Here is a 24539-nt window from a genome sequence, read left to right on the forward strand (position 1 = left end):
GAGCAAGGAGATACAGATGAATTCGCTTGAATCGAAACGCGTGCTGATCGTCGGCGGCAGCTCGGGCATTGGTGCGGCGGCGGCAACGGCTTTCGCGGCGCTCGGCGCACAGGTGACGATTGCGTCGCGCAATGCGCAGAAGCTGTCGGCGGCGGCACAGGAAATCGGCCACGGCGTGCAGACGGCCGAGATCGACACGACGGACGCCGCAGCCGTCGAAGCGTACTTCGCCGCGCAGCAACCGTTCGATCACGTCGTGATTTCGGCGGCGCAGACGCCGTCCGGCCCCGTGCGCCAGTTGCCGCTCGACGACGCCTACAAGGCGATGGACAGCAAGTTCTGGGGCGCCTACCGCGTGGCGCGCGCCGTGAAGATCGCCGAAGGCGGGTCGTTGACCTTCGTGTCGGGCTTTCTCGCCGTGCGGCCGAGCAAGACGTCCGTTTTGCAAGGCGCGATCAACGCGGCGCTCGAAGCGCTCGCGCGCGGCCTTGCGCTGGAGCTGTCGCCCGTGCGCGTGAACACGGTGTCGCCGGGATTGATCGCGACGCCGCTCTGGTCGAAGCTCACCGACGAGGAGCGCGACAGCATGTTCGAAGGCGCTGCGAACCGGCTGCCCGCGCGGCGCGTCGGCCAGCCCGAAGACGTCGCGAACGCGATCGTCTATCTGGCGACGACGCCTTACGCGACGGGTTCGACGGTGTTGATCGACGGAGGCGGCGCGATCGCCTGAACGTGCTGGGCGCCTGCGAAAAGCGCGTTACGCGAGCGTCGCTCCCCGGTCGGCGAGCAGCTCGCGCAGCACGCTGCGATGGCAGCGGTTTTCATGCTCGCAATAGCAGCCGACCGAAAAATTCGCGGTGGCGGACAGCGCGGCGAGCGTGTCGAGCACTTTCGGCGCGTCGCCGTGATTCATCTCCGCGCGAAACTTGCGGACGAAGGCCTTCCACTCGGCGTCGCTGCTGGCGGACAGGGCTTCGCTGACGAGTTCCGGCGTGGGCGACAGCGTCGGCAGCCAGACGTCGTAGAAATTGCGGCTGCCGAACTCGGCCTTCGGCACGCCGCGCGGCGGACGCCGCACGGTGCCGATGCGCACGCCTTCATCCGGCGCGCGTTCCGATCCGAGTCGAACGATGCGTATGGCCATGGGTTACCGTCTCCTTTTCCGGTTTGCTCGTGCGGTGTTCAGCCGAGCGTGTTCTTCATGCCCAGCACGTCGATGCGGCCGATCTGCGGCGGCCCCGTGAACAGGTCGTCCGCGACGCCCATCAGCGCCTTCGCGATCGGACCGTCCAGATGCGCCTGGCGGCTGGCTTCGTCGGGGAAGGCGTCGAACACGCCGTAGGTGCGCTCGGCTATCTTCAGCGCGAACCAGATGGGCGTGGTGGTTTCCTGGTTGGCCAGTTCCAGTCCCTTCTGCAGAAATGCCTCGACGTCCGCTTCCTTGCCGGGCTTCGCTTCGAAACGCGCGAACAGTGCGTACTTGATCATCGTCTGTCTCCTTTCGATGCGGCTTGTTGCCGATCTTCCAATGTAACCGTATGTCGGCTGCCATGGCGACCGCGTTGGCGCATGCGGAAACCGTTGTCAAACGATTTCATGGAAAACACCGAGTCATCGAAAAGTTGTTTGACAACATTGCGACGCGGGTGATAATTTTCTGGCTTGTCAGCCACCCTCCGAACTACGAGATCTTATGAACGAGTCCCAGATCGTCGAGCGCGAGTTCGCGTCGACCGTGATGGCAGTCCCGCCGCTTGCGCGCCGCTCGAATCTGTCGCTCGACGTCGATGCCAACCAGAAACTGATCCGCCATATCGAGGCGGGCGGCGTGCGTACGCTGCTGTATGGCGGCAACGCGAATTTCTATCACGTAGCCGTCAGCGAATATCGCGACCTGCTCGACATGCTGGCGGAGAGCGCGGCGTCGACTACGCGCGTGATCCCCGCAATCGGCCCGGATTTCGGCAAGATGCTGGACCAGGCGCGCATCCTCGCCCAGACCTCGTATCGCACCGCAATGGTGTTGCCGCTGTCGGGCTTCACGACGCCGGCGGGGGTCGAAGCGGGCCTGACGCGCATCGCCGACACAGCGGGCATGCCGCTCACGCTCTATATCAAGAGCGAAGACTATGTGGACGTCGACACGCTGGCGCGACTCGTCGAGCGCGGCACGCTGATCGCCGTCAAGTATGCGATCGTCCGCCAGAACCCCGCGAACGATCCCTACCTGCGCCGTCTGCTCGAGAGCGTGAGTCCGGCGCGGGTGATTTCCGGCATGGGCGAGCGTCCCGCGCTCACGCATGTCCGTGACTTTGGTCTTGCCGCATGGACGACGGGCAGCGGCTGTATCGCTTCGCATGCCGTGACGGGGTTGCTGGCCGCCGCGAAGCAAGGCCGCGACGCTGAAGCGCAGCGTATCTATGACGCATTCATGCCGCTTGAAACGCTACGCGACAACATCTCGCTGATTCGCGTGTTGCACGATGCCGTCACGTTTTCCGGTATTGCTGACATGGGTTCGATCCTGCCGCTGCTGAGCGAAACGCCTGTCGAGCATCATGCCGCTGTTGCGCAGGCGGCGCGCGAGCTGCTCGAGTTCGAGCGTAAGTTCGCGGGCAACGTCTCCGCGTGACCGGTTTGAACGCATGCGCCGCGCAGCGATGCGAGCGCGGCGCGGCAGCATTGCGGTGCCATTGAAGTGGGATTGAAGCAATACCTGGAGTGAGACGACGTGAGCAACAACGGCAACGAACGCAAGAAAAAGTCCCCCGACGAACTGCGCAGCCACCGCTGGTATGGCGTGAACGATCTGCGCTCGTTCGGCCATCGCTCGCGCACGGCGCAAATGGGCTACAGCCGCGAGGAGTACGCGGGCAAGCCGGTTATCGCGATCCTCAACACATGGAGCGAGATGAACCCGTGCCACACGCACTTCAAGCAGCGTGTGGAAGAGGTCAAGCGCGGCATCTGGCAGGCGGGCGGCTTTCCGATCGAGTTGCCGGTGCAGACCTTGTCGGAGCCGTTCCAGAAGCCCACCACGATGCTCTACCGCAACTTCCTCGCGATGGAAGCGGAAGAGACGCTGCGCTCGTATCCCGCTGACGGCGTCGTGCTGATGGGCGGCTGCGACAAGACCACGCCCGCGCTGCTGATGGGCGCGATCAGCATGGACCTGCCGACCATCTTTCTGCCCGCCGGCCCGATGCTGCGCGGCAACTGGAACGGCGCGACGCTCGGCTCGGGCTCCGACACGTGGAAATACTGGGCCGACCTGCGCGCGGGCAAGATCACGGAAGAAGACTGGCAGGGCGTCGAGGGCGGCATTGCGCGCTCGCCGGGCCACTGCATGACGATGGGCACCGCTTCTACGATGACGAGCGCCGCCGAAGCGCTCGGCTTCACGCTGCCGGGCTTCGCGTCGATTCCCGCGCCGGATTCGCGTCACGCGCAGATGTCCGCGAAAACAGGCATGCGTATCGTCGAGATGGTGTGGGAAGACCTGAAGCCGTCGGACATCCTCACGGTGAAGTCGATCGACAACGCGGTGACGACCTGCCTCGCGCTGTCGGGCTCGACCAACGCGATCGTGCACATGATTGCGCTGGCGCGCCGCGCCGGGATCGAACTGACGCTCGACCGCTACGACAGCATTTCGCGCCGCACGCCGGTGCTGGCCAATATCCGGCCGACGGGCGCGTATCTGATGGAAGACTTCTATTACGCGGGCGGCCTGCAGGCGATGCTCGCGGAGCTGGGCGAACTGATCGACGGCTCGCAGAAGACCGTGAACGGCAAGACGCTCGGCGAGAACCTGGAAGGCGCGCAGATTTTCAACGACGACGTGATCCGCCGCCGCAGCCACCCGCTGATGCCGGACAACGGTCTGGCCGTCCTGCGCGGCAACATCGCGCCCGATGGTGCCGTCATCAAACCGGGCGCGGCCGAGCCGCATCTGATGGTGCACACGGGCCGCGCGGTGGTGTTCAAGGACTACAACGACATGGCCGCGCGCATCGACGACGACGCGCTCGACATCGACGAAACCTGCGTGATCGTATTGCAGCATGCAGGGCCCGTCGGCGCGCCGGGCATGCCCGAGTGGGGCCAGTTGCCGCTGCCGAAGAAGGTGCTGCAAAAGGGCGTGCGCGACATGCTGCGCATTTCCGATGCGCGCATGAGCGGCACGAGCTATGGCGCATGCGTGCTGCACGTGGCGCCGGAGTCGTTCATTGGCGGGCCGTTCGCGCTGGTGCGCGACGGCGACATGATCGAACTCGACGTGCCGCAGCGCAAGCTGAACGTGCTGGTATCGGATGAGGAACTGGCGCGCCGCAAGGCCGAGTGGGTCGCGCCCGCGCCGAGGTTCTCACGCGGCTACGGCGCGATGCATCAGGTGCATGTGCTGCAGGCCGACAAGGGCTGCGACTTCGACTTCCTGCAACGCGATGGCGCAAGCGCTGCGGCGGGTGAGCCGGAGATTCACTGACCATCCCGGCATCCGGCGATAAAGGCGCAGCGCCGTCCGTGTCGGGAGACAGGAACAGAACAACAAGAACGCGCACGCAGCGCGACGACAACACGCAACAACATCAATAACCAAGCCCAGGAGGGGATACGGATGGAGAAGAAACACTACGCAGGCGTCAAGGCGGCGCTGGTGGTTGGCGCGTCGCTGGCCACGGCGGCGCCTGCGTTCGCGCAAAGCAGCGTGACGCTGTACGGCATCGTCGATAACGGCATTGGTTATCAGTCGAGCTCGACGACGCTCGGTTCGACCACGGGCGGTCACTCGTCCGTCAAGATGGTCACGGGCGTGTGGGCGGGCAGCCGCTTCGGCCTGAAGGGCGCAGAAGACCTCGGTGGCGGCACGAAGGCGATCTTCACACTGGAAGAAGGCTTCAGCGCGAACAACGGCGCGATGTCGACGAGCAACCTGATGTTCAGCCGCCAGGCGTTCGTCGGCGTCACGAACGACAACTACGGCTCGCTGACGGCTGGCCGCCAGTACGCGTCGTACTACCAGCTGCTGTCGCCGTACAGCCCGACCACCTGGCTCACCGGCTTCTATGGCGCGCACGCGGGCGACGTCGACGGTCTCGATACGATTTATCGTGCGAACAACACGCTGCTGTACATGTCGCCGAAAATCTACGGCTTCAAGTTCAGCGGTTCGTATTCGTTCGGGGGCGTGGCGGGCAGCGCGTATCAGGGCTCGACGTGGAGCACGGCGGTCCAGTATGCACAAGGCCCGATCGGCATCGCGGTCGGCTTCTCGAAGATCAACAACTCGAACGTGAATGGCGGCACGTTCGGCGCCGATACGGCGACGTCGAATGCAGGTGCGCAGGCGGGCGTTTCGGCCGTGACCAACGGCTACCAGTCGGCACGCGCGCAGCAACGCTTCGCGGTCGGCGCGGGCTATACGTTCAACAGCCAGTTCGACATTACGGCGACGTATTCGAACGTGCAGTACATTCCGGGCATCGGGTCGGGCTTCCACGACCTGTCGATCTGGAACTCGGGCGGCGTCGTGCTGCACTGGAAGCCGACGGCGGCATGGGACTTCGCGACGGGCTATGCCTACACGCGCGCGACGAAGGCCAACGGCATCACGAGCAACGCCTCGTATTCGCAGGTCAACCTGTCCGAGTATTACTCGCTGTCCAAGCGTACGGGTCTGTATGCGTTGCAGGCGTATCAGCGCGCGAACGGCCAGACGCTGGGCACGGGCGGCCGCAGCATCATCAACGCGACGGCGACGATCGGCGACGGCTTCAATTCGACGCCTTCGTCATCGCGCAGCATGGTGGGCGTGGGCGTCGGCATGGTGCACCGGTTCTGACACTGGTTGACATTGCAGAAGCAGGACAGGGCGCCGCGATTGCGGCGCTTTTTTTATGGAGTGCGCGGGTTAGTCGAAGTAGTCGGAGCACAGAACAAAACCCGCCCGACGCATGAAGCGAACGGGCGGGTTCTGGTGCCAATCAGGTGCTCTTATCCAGCCGCCTTGAACCTCGCCGCAAGCTGCTCGGCGTTACGGGCAAGCAGTCCGATGTCGGACCCGACGGCCGTGAACAGACAGCCGAGATCGATATAGTGGCGCGCAAGCGCTTCATCGCCGGTCAGAATGCCCGCAGGCTTGCCCGTTGCGGCGATGCGCCTGATCGCGTCGTCGACGGCTGTCTGCACAGCGGGATGCTTGAGGTCGCCCACATGTCCGAGTGCTGCCGACAGATCGCCCGGACCGATAAAAATGCCGTCGACACCTTCGACAGCCGCAATCCGCTCCAGATTCTGCAAGCCGAGCCGGCTCTCGATCTGCACGAGCACGCATAGCTCGCTCGCGCAAAGCTTCGGATAATCCTTGATGCGCCCAAAGTCCGAGGCTCGCGCCGTCGACGCATAGCCGCGCACGCCTTCCGGCGGATAACGCGTGAAAGACACGGCATCGCGCGCTTCGTCTTCGGTTTCGACGTAGGGAATCAGCAAGGTCTGCGCGCCGCTGTCGAGCAGGCGCTTGATCGTCACCATGTCGTTCCACGGCGGCCGCACGATGGGATGCGTCGGTGTGCCCGCACAGGCTTGCAACTGGCTGTGAACCATCGGCAGTTCGTTCGGCGAGTGTTCCATGTCGAGCAGCAGCCAGTCGAAACCCGAACCCGCCAGGATTTCGACCGACACGTGGCTCGCAAGGCTCGACCACAAGCCGATTTGCTGGCGCCCGGCCCGCAGCGCGCGTTTGAATGGGTTCTCCGGAAGCTTCATCGTGCTCTCCATGGAAGGGAACCGTCAGGGACTTCAACACAGAGTGCGCGGCGCGGCCGTCAGCGACGGAGGTTGCGCTGCTCGGGCGGCGTGTAGTCGATCGTGACGAAACTGCCGCCTTGAAAACGCTGCGCGACGGGATCGAGCGGATTCGGCTGCTTCAGGATTTCGTCGGCGTAGTCTTCGGCGTTTTGCCGTGGTTGATAGCCGAGCGGCGCGGCGGCCGAATTGTCCCAGTAGCTGCGCGTGTTGTTCGACACGCCCCAGACCACCTGGAAACCAAGGTCAGGCACGTTGATGCAACGGTCGATGAGATGCAGAAAGTCGTCGTGACCGAGCCAGGTGCTGAGGTGTCTGAACTCCGTCGGCTTTTCAATGCAACTGCCGATGCGGATGCACACGCTCTCGATGCCATGCTTGTCCCAGTACATGCGCGCAAGCGATTCGCCCCACGCCTTGCTCAGCCCGTAGAAGCCATCGGGGCGGAACGCGCAGTCGAGCGTGAGCTTGTCCTCCACGGGATACATGCCGATCGCGTGATTCGAGCTCGCGAAGATGATGCGGCGCACGCCATGGCGACGCGCGCCTTCATACACCTCGACGAGGCCGCGCAAGTTGTTTTCGATGATCTCGGGCAACGGCCGTTCGACGCTCGTGCCCGCCATGTGAATCAGCACGTCGACGCCTTGCATCAGCCGGTCGACCACGGCGGGGTCGCGCAGATCGCCGTGCATCACGTCCTCGCCGTCGAACAACGGCTCCAGCGCGCGCGAGCCCGCCGCGGACCGCAAGTTCACGCCACGCTCGTTCAGCGCGGCGCGCAGGAAGCGGCCAAGCTGACCGCCCGCACCGCTCAACGCAATCTTCGTCATGATCAAACCTTATGGCAGATAGCAGGTATCGAGGAAATCAGCGGCCCGATGTGGTCCGCCCGGCGAGTTCCACAGGCACGCCCGTCAGTGGCGGCGAGAACGACTCGCCATGCGTGATCAGCTTCCACGCGAGAGTCGCGCCGATGATGTCGAACAGCATCAGACAGACGAACAGCGGGTTATAGCCGAGAGTAGCCGCCAACGCGCCGACGATCAACGAGAAGATCATCCCGCCCAGCCAGCCGAACATGCCGGAGAAGCCCGTCGCCGTGCCGACTTCGTGCTGGCCGAACACGTCGGATGCCAGCGTGAACAGCGCGCCGGAAATGGCTTGGTGAGCGAAGGCGCCCATGCAGAACAGCGCGATCGCGACATACGGGCTGGCCGCGAGGCCGATGCACGCGGGACCGGCCATCAGCACCGCGCCGCAGATAATGACCAGTTTGCGCGACGTGATCAGCGACGCGTTGAAGCGGCGAATGAAGAACGGCGCGAGATAGCCGCCGACCAGACACCCGAGGTCCGCGGCAAGGAACGGCATCCAGCCGAACAGCGCGATCTCCTTCAGGTTCATGTGACGCACGGTGAACAGGTAGAGGGGAATCCAGAAGTTGAAGGTCTGCCATGCCGGTTCGGCGAGAAAGCGCGGAATGGCAATGCCCCAGAAGCGACGCGTCGACAGCACGTGACGCCAGGACGGACGCGCCGTCGCGTCTTGCGCGCGCGGTTCCTGGCCGGACAGGATGTATTGACGCTCGTCGGTCGACAGATTCGGATGATCTTCGGGCTTGCGGAAGAACACGAGCCACAGCGCCACCCAGATCAGCGCCGAGCCGCCCGTGACGACAAAGGCCATCTGCCAGTTGAACGTGAGGATGCAGTACACGACGAGCGGCGGCGCGAGCATCGCGCCGATCGACGTGCCCGTGTTGAGCCAGCCTGTCGCGATGGAGCGTTCTTTCGCGGGGAACCATTGGCTGATTGCCTTCATGCCCGCCGGGAAAATGGCGGCCTCGCTCATGCCGAGCAGGCCACGGAAGAACGCAAGCGAGGTCCAGCCGGTGGCAAGGCCGTGCAGCATGTTCGACGCGGCCCATGCGATAGCGAAGATTGCAAAGCCGATCTTGAGCCCGACGAAGTCGAGGATATAGCCCGCGATGGGCTGCATCACCGTGTAAGCGCCCTGGAATGCCGCGACGACGTACGAGTATTGCTGCGTCGTCATGTGCAGCTTGTCGGTGAGCGTCGGGGCAGCGACGGACAGCGAACTGCGCGCGAGATAGTTGAAGACGGTCCCGAGCATGATGAGCCCGATGATCCACCAGCGTAATCCTTTGATCGTATGGCGTTGCACTACATGTCTCCTGCGGATGACGGGCATCGAGCCGCTTGCGATGCCGTCTGGATGAGTCTGTGTTGGGTTGGCGCGAGGTGGTGACCGCTGCGGCTTGCGCCACGCCGCAGCAGCGTGATCCATGAATCAGAGGTAGGCCGGGCGCTGCTGCGAACGCATGACCGCGCAAGGGCGCTGGATCATGCTTTTCTATGTCTGACATCGTCGCGTTCGCTTGATAAGTTGTCAAGCAAATATTGCGTTGTCCCAGGGGCATCCCTGACCCTCGTCGGCTCCCGATAAATCGCTAAAATCCGCTTGTAATCTCAATATAACCATTTGTGACAGGATTCTGCGGAACGGGAGAAGTTGAAGAAACGCGCTTGACACCACTAAAGTTGTTTTACAACAATCTCTCCGTCGCGATTCGGCAGAACGTGTCGACTGCGCGATCGATCCCAGCGAAGCAGGCAGACTACGAGGAGACATCGGTGACGACGCACCACAGAAGCAGTCGCGCAAACAGGGCAGGCTCGAGCACATCCAGCGCAGGTTCAGACGGTCCGCAATCGCCGCAACGGCGCACCTTCATCGCATTCGCGGGGGCCGCTGCGGGCGCCACGCTGCTCGGCACGCTGCCCGGTTGCGGCGGCGATCATTCGGATCCTCCGGCGCCAACGGCAAGCAGCGACCCGATCTGGGGCAGCACGGGCGCCGCCGGGCAGATAATCGCGTCGCTGCAGAAGGTTTCGCAGTCGATGTTTCCGCCCGTCGATTTCGTCGTCACCAGTTACGGCGCACAGACTTGCGCGGTGATCGCCGCGACCAATCCGTACGCCGCTTCGGCGTCGTCGCCAGCCAGCCCTGGCGCCGACCAGACCCACGCGCCCGGATCGTTCGATTCGCGTGCCGCGTTCCTTGCCGCCATCGCTGCGTGCAACGCGGCAGGCGGCGGGCGTGTCGTGGTGCCGTCAGGCACGTGGTATTGCGCGGGGCCGATCGTGTTGCAGAGCAATGTGAACTTCCATCTGGGCGCGAACTGCACGATCTATTTCAGCCCGAATCCCGCCGACTACGCGAAAGACGGCCCTGTCGATTGCGCATCGAACGGCAAGCTCTATTACAGCCGCTGGCAGGCAAACGATTGCCTGAACTTCGGCGCGCCCGTCTACGCACGCAATCAGACCAATATCGCGATTACCGGCGAGGGCGCGACCTCCGTGCTCAACGGCCAGGCGATGACGCCGTTCGCGGGCAGCGGCAGCTCGAGCACCTGCTGGTGGACCTGGAAAGGCACGAAGAACGCCTATGGCTGCACCGGCTCGACGACACCTTCGCAGGCCTATACGAACCCGAACAACGTCGACCTGAAAACGGTCGCGCCCGCTTTGCCGGATGCGCTCTACGCCTTGTTGACCAGCACCGCCACGCCCTGGCAGCAGGACCAGAACTATCTGCCGGCGCTATCGGAAGCGGGTGTGCCCGTCGAACAGCGGATCTTCGGCGTCGGGCATTATCTGAGGCCGTGCATGGTCGAGTTCCTCGGCTGCACGAACGTGCTGATGGAGAACTACCGCACCAACAACACGCCGTTCTGGCAGCACCATCCCACCGACTGCGCGAACGTCGTGATACGCGGCGTGACGGCGGACAGCATCGGTCCGAACAACGACGGCTTCGATCCCGACGCCTGCAACAACGTGCTGTGCGACGGCGTCACCTTCAACACGGGCGACGACTGCATCGCGATCAAGTCCGGCAAGGCGCTCGACACCACCTACGGCCCCGCGCAGAACCACGTGATCCAGAACTGCACGATGAACAGCGGCCACGGCGGCATCACGCTGGGCAGCGAAATGGGTGGCGGCGTGCAGAACATCTATGCGCGCAATCTGCAGATGCTCAACCAGAACTGGCAGACCAATCCGCTGAACATCGCGATCCGCATTAAGACGAACATGAATCGCGGCGGCTATGTGAAGAACTTCTACGTCGATAACGTCACGTTGCCGAACGGCGTCAATCTGAAGGGCGGCGGCTACGGCAGTGCGTTGCTCGCGGGCAGCCCGATCAACGCGACGGTGCCGCTGGGGGTGGCGACGGCCTCTGCCGCCAATCCTTCGGCGGCGCAGGGCGGGCTGATCACATTCGATTGCGACTATCAGCCCGCCAACGATGCCGTGCGCACGCGTCCCGCACTCGTGCAGAACGTGAACATTTCAAACGTGACGGCCAGCAACGTCACGGTGAACGGCGTGACGGCCTCGTGCTTCCAGGCGATCGTCGCGCAGGGCCCCGTCGCGTTCGACTACAACGGCGCCGCTCCCGCGCCCGCGATTCCGCCCATCTCGGGCGTCACGATCACGAACTGCAATCTCGGCACGCCCGCATGCAACGGCACGGCCAGCGCGACCACGCCGGGGCCTGTCTACGCGTACAACGTGAATGCGATTTCGCTGTCCAATGTGACCATCGGCGGGACGGTCTGCAACAGCTCGGTCGTGGACTCGCGATGAACCTCGAAACCCTTGTCGCATAAGGCGATGCGTCGCATGACATGAGTCGACATAATTCGTCGATAGCCATCATCCGGGCGCTCGACCATACTGCGTTCCGCGTGCAGAGCTAACGGAACACAACAACAGAACGACACCGGCGATTCACGCAACCGTGACATCGCCGATGTTGCTTCTGGTGAAGCCAAATATCGGACGATCTGCTTAATCTTCTGACCGATGACAGGACTTCACATGTTTGCAGCTCTCAACTCCGTTCGTGGCAAGACCCTTCGCAGCGCTTGCGCTGCAATCGCCTTCAGCGCGATGCTGCTGAGCGGCTGCGCGGCCGCCAGCGTCACGAACACCGCCCAATACTCGACGCTCACGCAAGCGAACCCGCAGAACGTCTATGTCTACACGTTCGCGAGCAATCCTGAATCCGTGAAGCTCGACAACAGCGGCCTGATTCACAAACTGAGCGCAAGCTTCCCGGGTTCGTCGCAATCGTCGCAAACACAGGAAGCCGCGGAGGCAAGCAACGCGCTGACGGACGAAATCGTCGCAAAACTCCAGTCGATGGGCGTGCACGCGATCCGCACCGACGCGCCGCCGCCTGCCGACCAGAACGTGCTGATCGTCGAAGGCGCGGTCGGCTCGATCGACGCGGGCAACCATCGCCGCCGCACGTTGATCGGCCTCGGCGCCGGCAAGAGCGAGGTGACGGCGCACGTGCAGGTGCTGTACAAGCCGGCAGGCGGCATGCCGCAACTGGTGCAGACCTTCGACGCCGACGCGAACAGCGGTCATATGCCGGGCGTCGCGGAAACGGCGGGCGTCGGCGCGGCAGTAGGACACGTGGCGACGTCGGCGGCCGTGGGCGGCGCGCTGCACGTCGGCTCGGAGCACAAGAACGATACCGTCACGAGCGACGCGAAGAAGCTGGCCGACTCCGTGGCGAAGCAGGTTGCGCAGATCGGCGTCGCGCAAGGATGGATGCCGGGCGAACTGGTGAAATAACGCGGGAAACCGGGAACAAGCGGGGAATCGGGGCCGCGCAGGGTCGCGGCCTCGATGCGAGGAGACGGATGGCGATGCCCCGATACGTTGAGGCATCGCCATTTGTTTTTCGTACGGCGATCAGCCTTCGCGGAACAGGAAGCTATAGGCGTTCAGCGCGGGCACGCCGCCCAGATGCGCATACAGCACCTTCGATCCTTCCGGAAACTCGCCGCGCCGCACTTTGTCGATCATCCCGTGCATCGACTTACCTTCGTAGACGGGATCGGTCATCACGCCTTCGAGCCGCGCGCACAGGCGGATCGCCTCGAGCGTGCCTTCGTTCGGCAAGCCGTATTCCGGGCCGCCGTAACGCGTGTCGAGCACGACGTCCTGCGCGGTGATATCGCGGCCCAGATCGACCTGTTCGGCCGTGCGCTTCGCGATGCGCGTAATCTGCTCGCGGGTGTGTTCCGGTTTCGCCGAGGCGTCGATGCCGATCACGCGGTCCGCGCGTCCGTCCGCCGCGAAGCCGACGATCATCCCGGCCTGCGTGCTGCCCGTTACCGAGCACACGACGATGTAGTCGAACCTGAAGCCGAGTTCCGCTTCCTGCTGCCGCACTTCCTCGGCGAAGCCGACGAAACCCAGCCCGCCGAGCGGATGGTCCGAGCACCCGGCGGGAATCGCATAGGGCTTGCCGCCTGCCGCGCGCACGCTGTCGAGCGCATCTTCCCAGCTCTTGCGAAAGCCGATGTCGAAGCCGTCCGGCACCAGCCGCACGTCCGCGCCCATGATGCGCGACATCTGGATATTGCCGACGCGGTCATACACGGCGTCGGAATAGTTCACCCAGTTCTCCTGCACCAGCACGCACTTCATGCCCAGATGCGCAGCGACGGCGGCCACCTGGCGCGTCTGGTTCGACTGGATGCCGCCAATCGATACCAGCGTGTCGCAGCCTTGCGCGAGCGCTTCGGGAATCAGGTATTCGAGCTTGCGCGTCTTGTTGCCGCCGAACGCGAGACCGCTATTGCAGTCCTCGCGCTTCGCGTACAGCTGGACCTTGCCGCCGAGATGATCGGAGAGGCGCTTGAGCGGCTGGATCGGCGTCGGCCCGAAGGTGAGGGGGTAGCGGGGGAAACGTTGCAGGTTCATGGTCGAGGTCCGTTGTCTGGAAGGGCGCGAACGGTGCCGCGCTGACAGACATGATAGGAAAGACCCCGCGAAATGAGCTTGCGAAATAATTTGCTCGACGCTACTTTAAAAACGAATCTCAAACACCCTGCCTATCTTCATTTCTTAAAGTTATCCATGTGCGCAACAAAATTACGCGGTGACTCCGCTCGTGAAGCTACGCCGCTGTCGCAACTCGACCGCCTCGATCGCGCGATCCTCAAGCAGCTCCAGCAGGACGCGTCGATCTCGAACGTCGCGCTCGCGGCGAAGGTGAAGCTGAGCGCGCCCGCGTGTCTGCGGCGCGTCGAGCGGCTCAAGGAAATGGGACTGATCCGCGCGACGGTCGCGTTGCTCGATCCGAAAGCGCTCGGCGCGGGGATGCTGGTGGTGATCGGCGTCGTGCTCGACCGCTCCACGCCCGAAACCTTCGCGGCGTTCGAGAAGGCTGCACAAAAAGTGTCGGGCTGCATGGAGTGCCACGTCGTGACGGGGGAATTCGATTACTTCATGCTCGTGCGCACGCGCGACAGCGAGAGCTTCAACCGGCTGCACGCGGAGCAATTGCTATACCTGCCGGGTGTGCGGCAGATCCGCAGCTTCATGGTGCTCAAGGAAATCCTGTCGACGACCAGGTTCCCATTCTGACGCGCCCGAAGTCGCGCTTAAGGCGGCAGGCATAGGGTTTGATCGGCATGCCGGCAGCCTGCCGGTGCTTATACAATGACCGCGCAGAGAGAGAGCAGACAACAGGCAATGAGCGACGACGACAAGGACCCCGGCAGCGCGGCAAGCGGGCATGCGGAGCCGCCCGAACCGCACGCGGACCACAGCGCCGCGGCGAGCGGCACGAACGCGCCCGCCGCCTTCAGCAGCGAATGGCTGCGGCTGTGGGCCGAATCCACGACGGACTATTCAATTTTTGCGCTGGCCCTGGACGGCACCATCATCAGCTGGAACCGTGGCGGCGAAGCGATTCAGGGTTACCGGCCCGACGAGATTCTCGGCCAGCACGTGCGCGTGATGTACACCGCCGAAGACCAGCGTGCAGGCCTGCCGGAACTCGGGCTTCAGCGCGCGCGTGAAGACGGCCGCCATGAAATGGAAGGCTGGCGCGTGCGCAAGGACGGCAGCCTGTTCTGGGCGAACGTCATCATCACCGCGCTCTACGCACCCGACGGCGAGCTGCTCGGCTACGGGCGCGTCGTGCGCGACATCAGCGACAAGAAGAAAGCCACCGACGCCGCCCTCGAAAGCGACCGGCGCTTCCGGCTGCTGGTGCAGGGCGTGAACGACTACGCGATCTTCATGCTGTCGCCGGAAGGCTGCGTCACCAACTGGAATCCGGGCGCGCGGCGCATCAAGGGCTATACCGACGAGCAGATCATCGGCTCGCATTTCTCGTGCTTCTACACGCCCGAAGACGCGGCAGCGGGCGTGCCGCAGCGCGGCCTCGCGACGGCCGAGCGCGAAGGCCGCTGGGAGGCCGAAGGCTGGCGCGTGCGTCGCGACGGCAGCCGGTTCTGGGCGCACGTCGTGATCGACGCGATCCGCGACGAGAACGGCGTGCTGATCGGCTTCGCGAAAATCACACGCGACATCACCGAGCGCCGCCAGGCGGCGGAACTGCTCGACCAGACCCGCAACGCGCTGTTTCAGTCGCAGAAAATGGAAGCGCTCGGCAAGATGACGGGCGGCGTCGCGCACGACTTCAACAATGTGCTGCAAGTGCTGCGCGGCAATCTGGAACTGCTCGGCGCCCGCCACGACGATGCGTGGAGCCGGGCGCGTATCGGCCGCGCCATCGAGGCGGTCGAGCGCGGCTCGAAGCTCGCCGCGCAACTGCTCGCGTTCGGGCGCCGCCAGGCGCTGCAACCCGTCACGACCGATCTCGGCGGCGTGCTGCACGGCATGGACGACCTGTTGCGGCGCGCGCTCGGCGAGCGCGTCGAGGTGCGGGTACACGAATCGCATGCGAGCGGCGAGCTGTGGAACGTGCTGGTCGACACGCATCAGCTGGAAAGCGTCGTGCTCAACCTGGCCATCAATTCGCGCGATGCCATGCCCGAGGGCGGCGTGCTGACCTTCGGGCTGTCGAACGCGGTGCTGTACGCGCAAGCCGCCGTGGCCGCGCAGGTCGAGCCGGGCGAGTACGTGAAGATGACCGTCACCGACACCGGTGCGGGCATGAGCGCGGACGTCGTCGAGCGCGCGTTCGATCCGTTCTTCACGACCAAGCCCGAAGGCCAGGGCACAGGGCTGGGCCTGAGCATGGCCTACGGCTTCGTGCTGCAAAGCGGCGGGCACATCGAACTGGCGAGCACGCCGGGCGTCGGCACGACGGTGACGATCTATCTGCCGCGCTCGACTGATCCGCTCATCGAGCGGCCCCTCGCTCAGTCCACGTCCGAGTCCGGGAAAGACCTGCGCGGAGACGAAACCGTGCTCGTCGTCGAAGACGACCGGCGCGTGCAACTGACCGTGGTCGACATGTTGTCGCAACTCGGTTACGGCGTGCTGACGGCCAACGACGCGACCGAGGCGCTGACCGTCTTGCGCAGCGGCGCAAGAGTCGATCTGCTGTTCAGCGATGTCGTGATGCCCGGGCCGTTGTTGAGTCCCGAAATGGTGCGTCAGGCGCGACTGATACGGCCGTCGTTGAAGGTGCTGTTCACGTCGGGCCATACGCGAGACACGACGGGGCTCGACGCGCAACTGCGGCGCGGCGCCGATCTGCTGCAAAAGCCGTATAGCCGTTTGCAGCTCGCGCGGAAAATACGCGAGGTGTTCGACGGCCCGGCGCGCGCGACGCACGACGCGGCGCAGTGCGACACGCCGGGCAAGCTGCACATTCTCGTCGTCGAAGACGACCGGGACGGCCGCGATGCGCTGTGCGAGCTGCTCGGACTGCTCGGTCATACCTGGGACGCCGTGGCCAATGCCGAAGAAGCGCTGAAACGCCTGCAACTGCATCCGTTCGATGTGCTGCTGACCGATCTCACGCTGCCCGGCATGTCGGGCCTCGACCTCGCACGCGCGGCGGTCGCGATGAACGCCGCGCGGCACATCGTGTTCGCATCGGGTCGCGATGTGCCTGTGCACGACGAATCGCTGCCGTTCACCTGGACGGCGTTGCGCAAGCCTTATTCATTCGAGCAACTGAAGGCCGTGCTCGACGCGCAACATTGACGCGGGACCGTTCGCTTGCCGCGCTTCATCCGTCGCTATCGCGCGCGGCTTCGCGCCGCGCGAGCTTGCCCGCTTCACGCAATGCCGCGACGATGGCGGCATAGGCGCGTTCGCGCGTCGCTTGATCCGGTGCACGCAGCGCGAACGATGGATGATAGGTCGGCACGACGCGGCGCCCGCCGTGCTCGAGCACCTTGCCGACGACGGCCTGAAGCCGCGCGTCGCGATCCTCCAGTAACGCCTTCAGCGCTGTCGCGCCGAGTGCGACGATCGCGCGCGGACCGACGGATGCCAGTTCGCGCTCCAGCCAGTAATGACACGCGTCGATCTCGCGTTGCGCGGGCGTCTTGTGCATCCGGCGCTTGCCGCGCGGTTCCCATTTGAAATGCTTGACGGCATTCGTCACGTACACGTCGTGGCGGGCGACGCCCGCTTCCTTCAACGCGTCGTCGAGCAGTTGTCCGGCAGGGCCGACGAACGGCTTGCCCTGTTGATCCTCCTTATCGCCTGGTTGCTCGCCCACCATCATGATCGGCGCGTGCTTCGGGCCGGTCCCGCCGACCGCCTGCGTCGCGCGTGCCCACAACGCGCAGCGGCGGCAATCGTCGAGGCGCTTTGGCTGCTGGCCGGGGTCGATCGGCGGCGTTTGTTTTGCCGGGGCTTGCGGTCGGCCGGATTGGTCGTCGGCTGGCGGGGCGGGTGTGCGTGTGCTCATATCGTCTTCGCTCGAAGATGCGCGCGCTGCATATGCAGCCATGGCGAGCAATGCGTGTTCCCTTCGGTTCTCTTCCGTGCTCTTCAATGAGCAAACGGGCAAGTGAGCAGTGAGTGACATTGCGGAATGCTTCTTGCGGCCTCATAGCGACGCAGCATCCCGAACAACCCACTGTGGAGGTCAGCATGAGCACACTCAATCCCGATGACGAACAACGCCCCGAGCCCAGGCAGCCGGGACACGACAACGCCTCGCTCGGGCCGAGCGATTCGTCGGATAGCGGCAGCGACGTTGCGGGCGCGAAGCGTCATGAATTCGATGTCGATGGCGAACTCGACAATCACGCGCTCGAAACGGGCGAAGCGGAACTCGCGAGCGACACCGACCGCTTCGGTACAGGCGAACGCGCCTCCGCCGATGGCGATTCGACGCTCGAGGACAACGAGGACATCGAAGTAGACCGCGTGATCAGCGCGGCGGGCGAAGAAGATGCCGACGGCATGGCGGACGAACTCGCCGACACCCCGGGTGAAGACGCCGACGAAGACGCGAACCTCGACGACGCACCACGCGAACGTCGCAAGTGAGCCAGGCGCATGCCTTGCTCAAGTCGTCATAGCGGGACGGCGCGCGCCGCCGTCCTTTATCGAACGAAGTCTGGAACCAGGGAGGCATCATGTCGCTTATCGTTGCCGCACGATTCACCACGTTTCCGGCGGCGGAATCGGCCGCCGAGCGGCTTTTTCGAGCGGGTTTTGTCGAAGAAGACGTGTCGCTGTTCTTCGTCAATCCGCGCGGGCAGCATGCGCGCTTTCCGATCGGCGGCGATGAAAACAAGGACGCCGCCGCTACCGATGCGCCCAAAGGCGCCGGCATCGGCGTGACGATCGGGGCCGTCGTGGGCGCCGTGGTCGGGGTCGGCATCTTCACTGTATTCTCGGCGCCCGTGCTGGTGTCTGCGATCGCGGCGGGCGTCGGCGCGTATATCGGCTCGCTGATCGGCGCCATGTACAAGACGCGCGGCGGCGGCAAGGGCGCCCGTCACGAGCGGGCGCATCATGAAGAGCGCGATTCCGGCGTGCTGCTAGCCGTGCACGTGACGCCCGATACGCAGCAGATGGCCGCGAACGTGCTGCGCGAGGCGGGCGGCACATCGATCGAGCGCGCTACGGGGCGCTGGCAGCAGGGCCGCTGGGCCGACTTCGATCCGACCCAGCCGGTGCAGCCGGTACAAGGCGAGCGCGGCATCGACGGGCGCGTAGAGCGGCCCGCCGAACGGCCTTCCGAAAGGCACGCGTAAAATAAATTCAATCGCCCGACAACAAAAACGCAGCGCGCGGCATGACGCCGCGCGCTGCGTTTTTTCTTACGTCTCCGTCAGTTCACCAGACGTCAGCGGGAGCCTTCCGCATCGTCCTCTTCTTCATCGTCCAGGTCGTCCTCGAGATCGTCGTCGTCGAGTGTGATCCGACCCATGCCGACACCCGCATCCTTATCCGCATACGGTTGACGTGGGGCGTTTTCGTCCGGGGCGTAATTCTTTCTGACCATTGGCTGCTCCATGAAGAAAGTTGAACGAAGCCGCAGAGCGCGCAAGCGATGCGCCTGCACTCACCGCGAACTTCTAATGATGCTCCCGTGCGATCCGCGCGACCAGCGGTAAGTGATCCGATGCGGCACGTGCGAGCGTGCTGCGGTGCACCGTCACGTCGATCAGACGGTCGGCGGGGTGCATCCAGATGCGGTCCAGCGCGAACACGGGCAGGCGCGCCGGAAAGGTGCGCGGCGCGGGCGCCGCCCGAAAATGGGTAACGAGCATGCGCAACGCGTGGCCCCAAACGAACCACTCGTTGAGGTCGCCCATCAGCAGCACGGGCATGCGCGGCGTATCGAATGCGGCAATCAGCGCGCGGATTTGCGCGCGCCGCTCGCGCGCCGACAGGCCCAGATGGGTCGCCACGACCCGTAATCCCGAACCGGGGCCGTCCGTCTCCACATCGACGTCGAGCGCGCCGCGCGCTTCGCGTGTGCCGAACGACAGATCGAGCGAACGCGTCGCGCAGATGGGCAGCCGGCTAAGGATTGCGTTGCCATAGCGTCGTTCGGGCGTATCGAGCGTCGGCCCGGCAATCGCGTTCATGCCCGTCATTTCGCGCAAGACAGGCAGCGCATTCGGCGCAAAGCTGCCGCCCAGCGGCACTTCCTGCAACGCGACTATATCGGCGTCCAGTTCGCGGATCACGCCCGCGATGCGTTCCGCCGACGGGCGGCCGTCGGCGCCGACCGTGCCGTGGATGTTGTAGGTGGCGATGCGCAACGCGCGAACGTCCTGGGCAGCCGCCTGTTCGCGCAAGCCGGGGGCGATAGCGTTCATGAGCGGCGCGCGAAGAAGCGTTGCAACGCGACCGACAGTCCGATCAACGCCGCGCCGATCAGCGCGACGAGCACGAGCCCCGACATCGACGGATGACGGACGGCGGCGACGAGCTGATGGGCGAAGGTCGTCGCGAGCACGATGCCCGGCGTCATGCCGAGCACGGTGCCCGCCAGATAGTCGCGCAGGGAGATATGCGACGCGCCTGCCGCGAGATTGATGATCGTGAACGGCGCAACGGGCACCACGCGCAGCACGAGCACGGTAATCAGCCCTTTTTTGCCGAGCTTTTCGCTGATGCGGTTGATGCGGCGGCCTGCGAGCTTGCGCACGGCATCGTGACCGAGCGACGCCCCGGCATAGTAGGTAATGCACGCCGAGATCATCGTGCCTGCGAACGCGTAGGTACTGCCCCATAGCGCGCCGAACACGAAGCCGCTCACGGCGATCAGCAGCGTGACGGGCACCGAGACGCTCGCCGCGAGCGCATACATCGCGACGATCGCAAACGGCCCGAGCGGCGACGCGTGCACCCGCTGCGCGCCGTGCACGAGGGCCGTGAAGCTGACCGCATCGCGCAGCGGTGTAAAGCGCCACAGCAAACCGAGTGCGACGACGATCAGCGCGAGCGAGCCGAGCGCGAGCAGTTTGCCCATGAGCGGGCGGCCGCGCTCCTCGGGCAGAAAATGCCGCACGAGTTCATGCGGCGCAACGGGCGCTTCCGGATCGAGCACGGACACGTTCGAAGCCAGTTCGTCGAGGTCGCCGGATATGACGGGATCGAGCGGCATCAGCGTGCGTTCGCCGTGCCGCAGGTGCGCGATGGCGTCGTTCAGACGACGGGTGTCGAGCGCGGCCTGCACATCGGCGGGCGCGACGTCGAGGTGCTCGGCCAGCAGCCGGTTGCGCACCGAGGCGATGGCGGCCTGCACGCGCGGATCGCCGCGCGCTTCGAGCGTGATGTTGCATTCCGTGTCGAGCACCATCGAGCGATTGTTGAGGTTCGCGCTGCCGACGATCAGGACGTCGTTATCGACGGTCATCAGCTTGCTGTGCACGTTGATGATCTGACTGCGCGTGCCGCTCATGCCGGCAATGGTCGGTGCATACATCGCGTAGCGCTGGCGGCCGTCGGCCTGTTTCAGCAGGCGGTGAAGGCGCGCGCGCAGCACGCCCATCGTCGCTTCCTGGAGCCAGCCGCTCGTTCTTTCGGGACCGACGACGGCGATGTCGGGGCTGTCGGCATCCGCGAGACGCGCGGCGAGCGCGGCACCGACGCGGCTCGCCGTGAAGTACTGGTTCTCGATGTAGATGGCGTGCTTCGCGGCCGCGATCGCATCGACGTAAAGCTGCTGGATCTGCTCGACGAGAGGCCGTCCTTCGAACGCCGGTTCCGTCAGCGAGATGCCGAGTTCGACGTCTTCGATATCGGCTGCCACGTCGGCGGGCCAGATACGGGCGTTGCCGTTCGAGTCAGGCGAGACCTCGAGCGGCTTGCCCGTCGCGAGACGCCAGCGCTCGCGCACGAGCCGGCTGACGGCATGCGCGGCGGGGCCGTCGAACATTGCCTGCACGTCGTGCATCGGTTGATAGGGCGTGTCGCCCGCGTTGCGGCGCAGGGGCGCGTGCGGATGATGCTCGGGCGTGTCCCAGCGCGAACTGGTGAGATCGATGCCGCCGACGAACGCGAGCGCGTCGTCGATCACGACGATCTTCTGATGATGCGACGCCCCGATGGGATGCCGTCCATCCTGCCGGAAGCGGATGCGCCGATGCGTGCGCCAGCCCATCTTGTACACGGGCAGCCATTCGCGCTCGAACGCGTAGAGCATCGCGAAGTCCCACGCGAGGATGTGGATGCGCAGATGCCGGTTGCGCTCCGCAAGCGCGCAAAGGAAGTCGGCGAGACCGGCGGGAAGACCATCGGGCGCACCGCCGGGAACCAGTTGCAAACGGCTGTCGATGTCCCAGCCGACGATATGAATCGTGTGGCACGCGCGGGCCATCGCGTTACGCAATGTCGAGAAGTAGTCGGCGGCGTCGATCAGGATGCGAAAGTGCGGCGCCTGCTCCAGCCATTCGCAGTTGCGGTTCACACGCAGCAGGCCCGGCGCTGCGCGGGTGTTGATCGTCGACGGTTCTGCTGCGGCGGCGGTGATGGTCGGGGTTTGCGTCATCGTCGAAGTGTGCTTTTCGTTCGCGTGCAACGGGCCGTTGCGCATGCAAGAAAGAGTCCATCGCGAACATTCAGGAAATCTGCAGCAAACGCTGTTCCTCGCGTGCGAGGGACGCGTCACATGCGCCGACAGGAACGCCGCTTGCCGCATGAAGGACGCGCAAGCGTGTCACGCGACACGCGACGCGTGTTCCACTTCGAAGAGGACAAGACCATGAAACAGGCGATCAGCACGCATCAGGCATCACCGAAGCAAGCACCGAAGGCAGCACCGAATCATCCCGCGAATCCGCACCAGCCGACTCGCGATGGCGGACAACAACCGCAGAACCAGAAGCCACCTGAGCATCAGGGCGGTCAGCGCCAGCCTTGAAGCGCGAAAGGTACGCTTCGCGTGCAGGCATGCAATCCTTCCACGCCCGCATGTAGATATTCCCGCGCGGGTACGGCTTCTATCATGACTACGGCTTTGCGGCCAGGGGGCACACAGATGGACGAAAAGCATCCGCAAGAGCAGGACGACGCACGACGCACAGGCACGACAACGGAGCCTGGCGAGCCGACGGAAACCGCGAAGGCGACCAATCCGCCGCGCTCGAATCCGCATCCGAAACAAACGGCCGAGGTGCCGCTGGGGAGCGGAGATCGGCCGGAGCCGCCGGGCGCCGGCGGGCATCCTTCGCATAGCAGCTGATGGCGGACGCGCAGCGCAGCCGTTGCGCCGCGTTACTCCACACCGTGCATCGCATGACGTACGAATCATGACGTACGAATCGCGATGCACGGCGCGATCTACATCGACGCTTCCGCTCAGGCGGACTCGGCAATGTTCATCGCGTCGGCGAGACTCAGTGAGTGGCGCATCGCTTCCACGAGCATGCCCGTCTGCTTCTCGCGATTGCAACCGATAGCCGCCACCAGCTTTCCCTTCTCGCCGAGCAGCGCGATAAATTCGAAGGTATCCGGCGTTCCCGTGAACTTCGTCTGATCCCAGTGTTTCGCATGGCCGAGATACTCGAACGTCTTGCCGAAGTGATACGTCCAGAAGTACGGCACGTACGGTTCCCTGGGCGGCATGCCGAGCATGGCGTGCGCCGCGATGCGCGCATGCTGTTGCGCAACGCGCCAATGCTCGATCCGTACGCGCTCGCTGCCGGGCGATGGCCACTCGAAGCGCGCGATGTCGCCCGCTGCATAGAGATCGTCGGCTGCGCGCATCGACAGATCGACGTTGATGCTCCTGTCGTCGTTGCGCTTCACCCCTTCGATGAAATCCGTCGCCGGGGTCATGCCGACACCCGCGACGACGAAATCGCATGCCAGCGCTTCGCCGCTGTCGAGCGTCACGCGCAATGCGCCGTCAGCGCCGCCCGCCGCCACGGAACGCGCGTGATGGCCCATGCGCACGCGTACACCGTGCACTTCATGCAGGCGCATGAACAGCCTGCCGATTTCCGGGCCGAACTGTTTTTCGAACGGCACGTTGCCGGGCGCGACGACCGTCACGCGCAGCTTGCGCTCGCGCAGCGCCGACGCGACTTCCAGTCCGATGAAACTCGCGCCCAGCACGAGCGCGTGCTGCCCTTGCGCGGCCGTCTCGACCAGATGTCGCGCGTCGTCGCGATTGCGCAGCAGGCAGATGCGCGACTTCACGCCGGCTGCATCGGCGCCTTGCAGTGACAGCCGCTTTGGTATGCCGCCCGTTGCAACGAGGGCCGCGTCGTAGTGAAGGGAAGGCGCGCTGCCGATGTCGATGCGCCGCGCCGTCGCATCGAGCGTGGTGACCTCGGCCTGAATCACGTCTATCGAATGGGCGGCGAAGAAATCGTCGGGCAGCAGCGGCGGAATCTTATCGGGCGCCATCTCGCCGGACGGCACGAATTTGCTCAGCACCGTGCGGTCGTAGGGCGTGCGCGCCTCGCGATCGATCAGCGCGATGCGTCCCGCAAAGCCCGCTTCGCGCAGCGCCGCACAGGCGGCCGCGCCTGCCGCTCCCGCGCCGACGATGGCGAACGTGCGCTTGTCCGCAGCCGTGGATGTGGCGGGCTTCGACGGCTCCGCGTTGGCGTCGACGAGCACGTCGTCCTGTTCGACGCGCGCCGGATAGCGCGTCAACGGCAGCAGCGCGGGCGGTTCGACGAGTGCGCCCGTCTCGATGTCGAAGGTTCCCTTGTGCCACGGACAGATGAGCCGCCCGTTGCACAGCGCGCCCTGTTCGAGTGGCGCGCCCGCATGCGGACAATCGGCGCTGTATGCATGCACGGTGTCGCCGCGGCGTATCAGCAGGACTTGCGTGCCGTTCACCTCGACGCGCTTCATGCCTGGGTCGGCGAGGTCGGAGAGCAGGGCGACCTTTTGCATGCTGGTGTTTGGGTTCGTGGCCATTGTTTTCCTCGTTGGAGACCGGGCGCGCGGCGCATGCCGCCACTCGCGCGAAGTGCGATT

23 protein-coding genes are annotated in these 24539 nt (G+C 64.8%); 12 read left to right on the top strand and 11 right to left on the bottom strand.

Annotated elements, in window-relative coordinates; all coding sequences use genetic code 11:
• The first annotated feature begins 16 nt into the window (after positions 1-16).
• The gene (locus C2L66_RS21970; protein WP_060602954.1) at positions 17-730 is read left to right on the top strand and encodes an SDR family oxidoreductase; all 714 of its coding nucleotides are present in this window, start codon (positions 17-19) and stop codon (positions 728-730) included.
• Between the two features lie 27 nt (positions 731-757).
• Here C2L66_RS21970 and C2L66_RS21975 read toward each other — a convergent pair whose 3' ends face one another.
• Together C2L66_RS21975 and C2L66_RS21980 are read right to left on the bottom strand one after the other, a co-directional pair.
• The gene (locus tag C2L66_RS21975) at positions 758-1144 is read right to left on the bottom strand and encodes a DUF488 domain-containing protein (RefSeq protein ID WP_035989493.1); all 387 of its coding nucleotides are present in this window, start codon (positions 1142-1144) and stop codon (positions 758-760) included.
• A 38-nt stretch (positions 1145-1182) separates the two neighbouring features.
• Positions 1183-1488: a putative quinol monooxygenase gene (locus tag C2L66_RS21980; RefSeq protein ID WP_060602951.1), complete on the bottom strand. Its 306-nt coding sequence runs from the start codon at positions 1486-1488 to the stop codon at positions 1183-1185.
• Positions 1489-1693: 205 nt separating this feature from the next.
• On the opposite strand from C2L66_RS21980, the gene C2L66_RS21985 reads away from it, so the two are divergent.
• The 3 genes from C2L66_RS21985 to C2L66_RS21995 all read left to right on the top strand — a co-directional run bounded on the left by C2L66_RS21985 (position 1694) and on the right by C2L66_RS21995 (position 5842).
• Positions 1694-2632 carry a dihydrodipicolinate synthase family protein gene (locus C2L66_RS21985; protein WP_060602949.1) on the top strand — a complete coding sequence of 313 codons (939 nt, stop codon included), beginning with the start codon at positions 1694-1696 and terminating at the stop codon, positions 2630-2632.
• Between the two features lie 99 nt (positions 2633-2731).
• Positions 2732-4486: an L-arabinonate dehydratase gene (gene araD, locus C2L66_RS21990; RefSeq protein WP_060602945.1), complete on the top strand. Its 1755-nt coding sequence runs from the start codon at positions 2732-2734 to the stop codon at positions 4484-4486.
• A 132-nt stretch (positions 4487-4618) separates the two neighbouring features.
• The gene (locus C2L66_RS21995) at positions 4619-5842 is read left to right on the top strand and encodes a porin (RefSeq protein WP_060602943.1); all 1224 of its coding nucleotides are present in this window, start codon (positions 4619-4621) and stop codon (positions 5840-5842) included.
• Positions 5843-5994: 152 nt separating this feature from the next.
• On the opposite strand, the gene C2L66_RS22000 is transcribed toward C2L66_RS21995, so the two are convergent.
• The 3 genes from C2L66_RS22000 to C2L66_RS22010 are packed head-to-tail and all read right to left on the bottom strand — an operon-like array spanning position 5995 to position 8940.
• The gene (locus C2L66_RS22000; protein ID WP_054934751.1) at positions 5995-6765 is read right to left on the bottom strand and encodes an HpcH/HpaI aldolase family protein; all 771 of its coding nucleotides are present in this window, start codon (positions 6763-6765) and stop codon (positions 5995-5997) included.
• Between the two features lie 59 nt (positions 6766-6824).
• Positions 6825-7637 carry an NAD-dependent epimerase/dehydratase family protein gene (locus tag C2L66_RS22005; protein WP_060602940.1) on the bottom strand — a complete coding sequence of 271 codons (813 nt, stop codon included), beginning with the start codon at positions 7635-7637 and terminating at the stop codon, positions 6825-6827.
• A gap of 37 nt (positions 7638-7674) precedes the next feature.
• Positions 7675-8940, bottom strand: a complete 1266-nt coding sequence (locus C2L66_RS22010) for an MFS transporter (RefSeq protein ID WP_233445034.1) — start codon at positions 8938-8940, stop codon at positions 7675-7677.
• A 521-nt stretch (positions 8941-9461) separates the two neighbouring features.
• Here C2L66_RS22010 and C2L66_RS22015 point away from each other — a divergent pair.
• Both C2L66_RS22015 and C2L66_RS22020 read left to right on the top strand, forming a co-directional pair.
• Entirely contained in the window at positions 9462-11486 is a 2025-nt protein-coding gene (locus C2L66_RS22015; RefSeq protein ID WP_060606762.1) for a glycoside hydrolase family 28 protein, read from the top strand.
• Positions 11487-11720: 234 nt separating this feature from the next.
• The gene (locus C2L66_RS22020; protein WP_060602936.1) at positions 11721-12485 is read left to right on the top strand and encodes a DUF4410 domain-containing protein; all 765 of its coding nucleotides are present in this window, start codon (positions 11721-11723) and stop codon (positions 12483-12485) included.
• A gap of 120 nt (positions 12486-12605) precedes the next feature.
• Here C2L66_RS22020 and C2L66_RS22025 read toward each other — a convergent pair whose 3' ends face one another.
• Complete coding sequence (locus tag C2L66_RS22025; RefSeq protein ID WP_060602933.1) at positions 12606-13622, bottom strand: 1-aminocyclopropane-1-carboxylate deaminase; 1017 nt, start codon at positions 13620-13622, stop codon at positions 12606-12608.
• A 156-nt stretch (positions 13623-13778) separates the two neighbouring features.
• Here C2L66_RS22025 and C2L66_RS22030 point away from each other — a divergent pair, with 156 nt between their 5' ends.
• Positions 13779-14288 (top strand): Lrp/AsnC family transcriptional regulator, encoded by a 510-nt coding sequence (locus tag C2L66_RS22030; RefSeq protein WP_054934740.1) that lies wholly within the window; start codon positions 13779-13781, stop codon positions 14286-14288.
• A 108-nt stretch (positions 14289-14396) separates the two neighbouring features.
• The gene (locus C2L66_RS22035; protein WP_060602929.1) at positions 14397-16829 is read left to right on the top strand and encodes a hybrid sensor histidine kinase/response regulator; all 2433 of its coding nucleotides are present in this window, start codon (positions 14397-14399) and stop codon (positions 16827-16829) included.
• A gap of 25 nt (positions 16830-16854) precedes the next feature.
• Here the strand turns inward: C2L66_RS22035 and C2L66_RS22040 are convergent, their stop codons facing one another.
• Positions 16855-17544, bottom strand: coding sequence for a UdgX family uracil-DNA binding protein (locus C2L66_RS22040; RefSeq protein ID WP_060606759.1), 690 nt, complete (start codon positions 17542-17544; stop codon positions 16855-16857).
• Between the two features lie 185 nt (positions 17545-17729).
• On the opposite strand from C2L66_RS22040, the gene C2L66_RS22045 reads away from it, so the two are divergent.
• Positions 17730-18131, top strand: coding sequence for a chemotaxis protein (locus C2L66_RS22045; RefSeq protein WP_082670382.1), 402 nt, complete (start codon positions 17730-17732; stop codon positions 18129-18131).
• A gap of 89 nt (positions 18132-18220) precedes the next feature.
• A complete protein-coding gene (locus tag C2L66_RS22050) occupies positions 18221-18844 on the top strand; it encodes a hypothetical protein (protein WP_060602927.1) in 624 nt (207 codons plus the stop codon).
• Positions 18845-18936: 92 nt separating this feature from the next.
• Here C2L66_RS22050 and C2L66_RS40750 read toward each other — a convergent pair whose 3' ends face one another.
• The 3 genes from C2L66_RS40750 to C2L66_RS22060 form a co-directional block, all read right to left on the bottom strand.
• Positions 18937-19095 carry a hypothetical protein gene (locus C2L66_RS40750; RefSeq protein ID WP_156516684.1) on the bottom strand — a complete coding sequence of 53 codons (159 nt, stop codon included), beginning with the start codon at positions 19093-19095 and terminating at the stop codon, positions 18937-18939.
• A gap of 73 nt (positions 19096-19168) precedes the next feature.
• Positions 19169-19918, bottom strand: coding sequence for an endonuclease/exonuclease/phosphatase family protein (locus C2L66_RS22055; protein WP_060602924.1), 750 nt, complete (start codon positions 19916-19918; stop codon positions 19169-19171).
• Positions 19915-22095, bottom strand: a complete 2181-nt coding sequence (locus tag C2L66_RS22060; protein ID WP_060606756.1) for a VTT domain-containing protein — start codon at positions 22093-22095, stop codon at positions 19915-19917. Before C2L66_RS22060 ends, C2L66_RS22055 begins: the two co-directional genes overlap by 4 nt.
• A 165-nt stretch (positions 22096-22260) precedes the next feature.
• On the opposite strand from C2L66_RS22060, the gene C2L66_RS22065 reads away from it, so the two are divergent.
• A complete protein-coding gene (locus C2L66_RS22065) occupies positions 22261-22467 on the top strand; it encodes a hypothetical protein (RefSeq protein ID WP_148654589.1) in 207 nt (68 codons plus the stop codon).
• Between the two features lie 84 nt (positions 22468-22551).
• Positions 22552-22788: a hypothetical protein gene (locus C2L66_RS22070; protein WP_148654588.1), complete on the top strand. Its 237-nt coding sequence runs from the start codon at positions 22552-22554 to the stop codon at positions 22786-22788.
• 116 nt (positions 22789-22904) lie between these two features.
• On the opposite strand, the gene C2L66_RS22075 is transcribed toward C2L66_RS22070, so the two are convergent.
• Positions 22905-24479: an FAD-dependent oxidoreductase gene (locus tag C2L66_RS22075; protein ID WP_060602919.1), complete on the bottom strand. Its 1575-nt coding sequence runs from the start codon at positions 24477-24479 to the stop codon at positions 22905-22907.
• Positions 24480-24539 lie beyond the last annotated feature (60 nt).

This window comes from Paraburkholderia caribensis, assembly GCF_002902945.1.
In the GTDB taxonomy this organism is placed as follows: domain Bacteria; phylum Pseudomonadota; class Gammaproteobacteria; order Burkholderiales; family Burkholderiaceae; genus Paraburkholderia; species Paraburkholderia caribensis.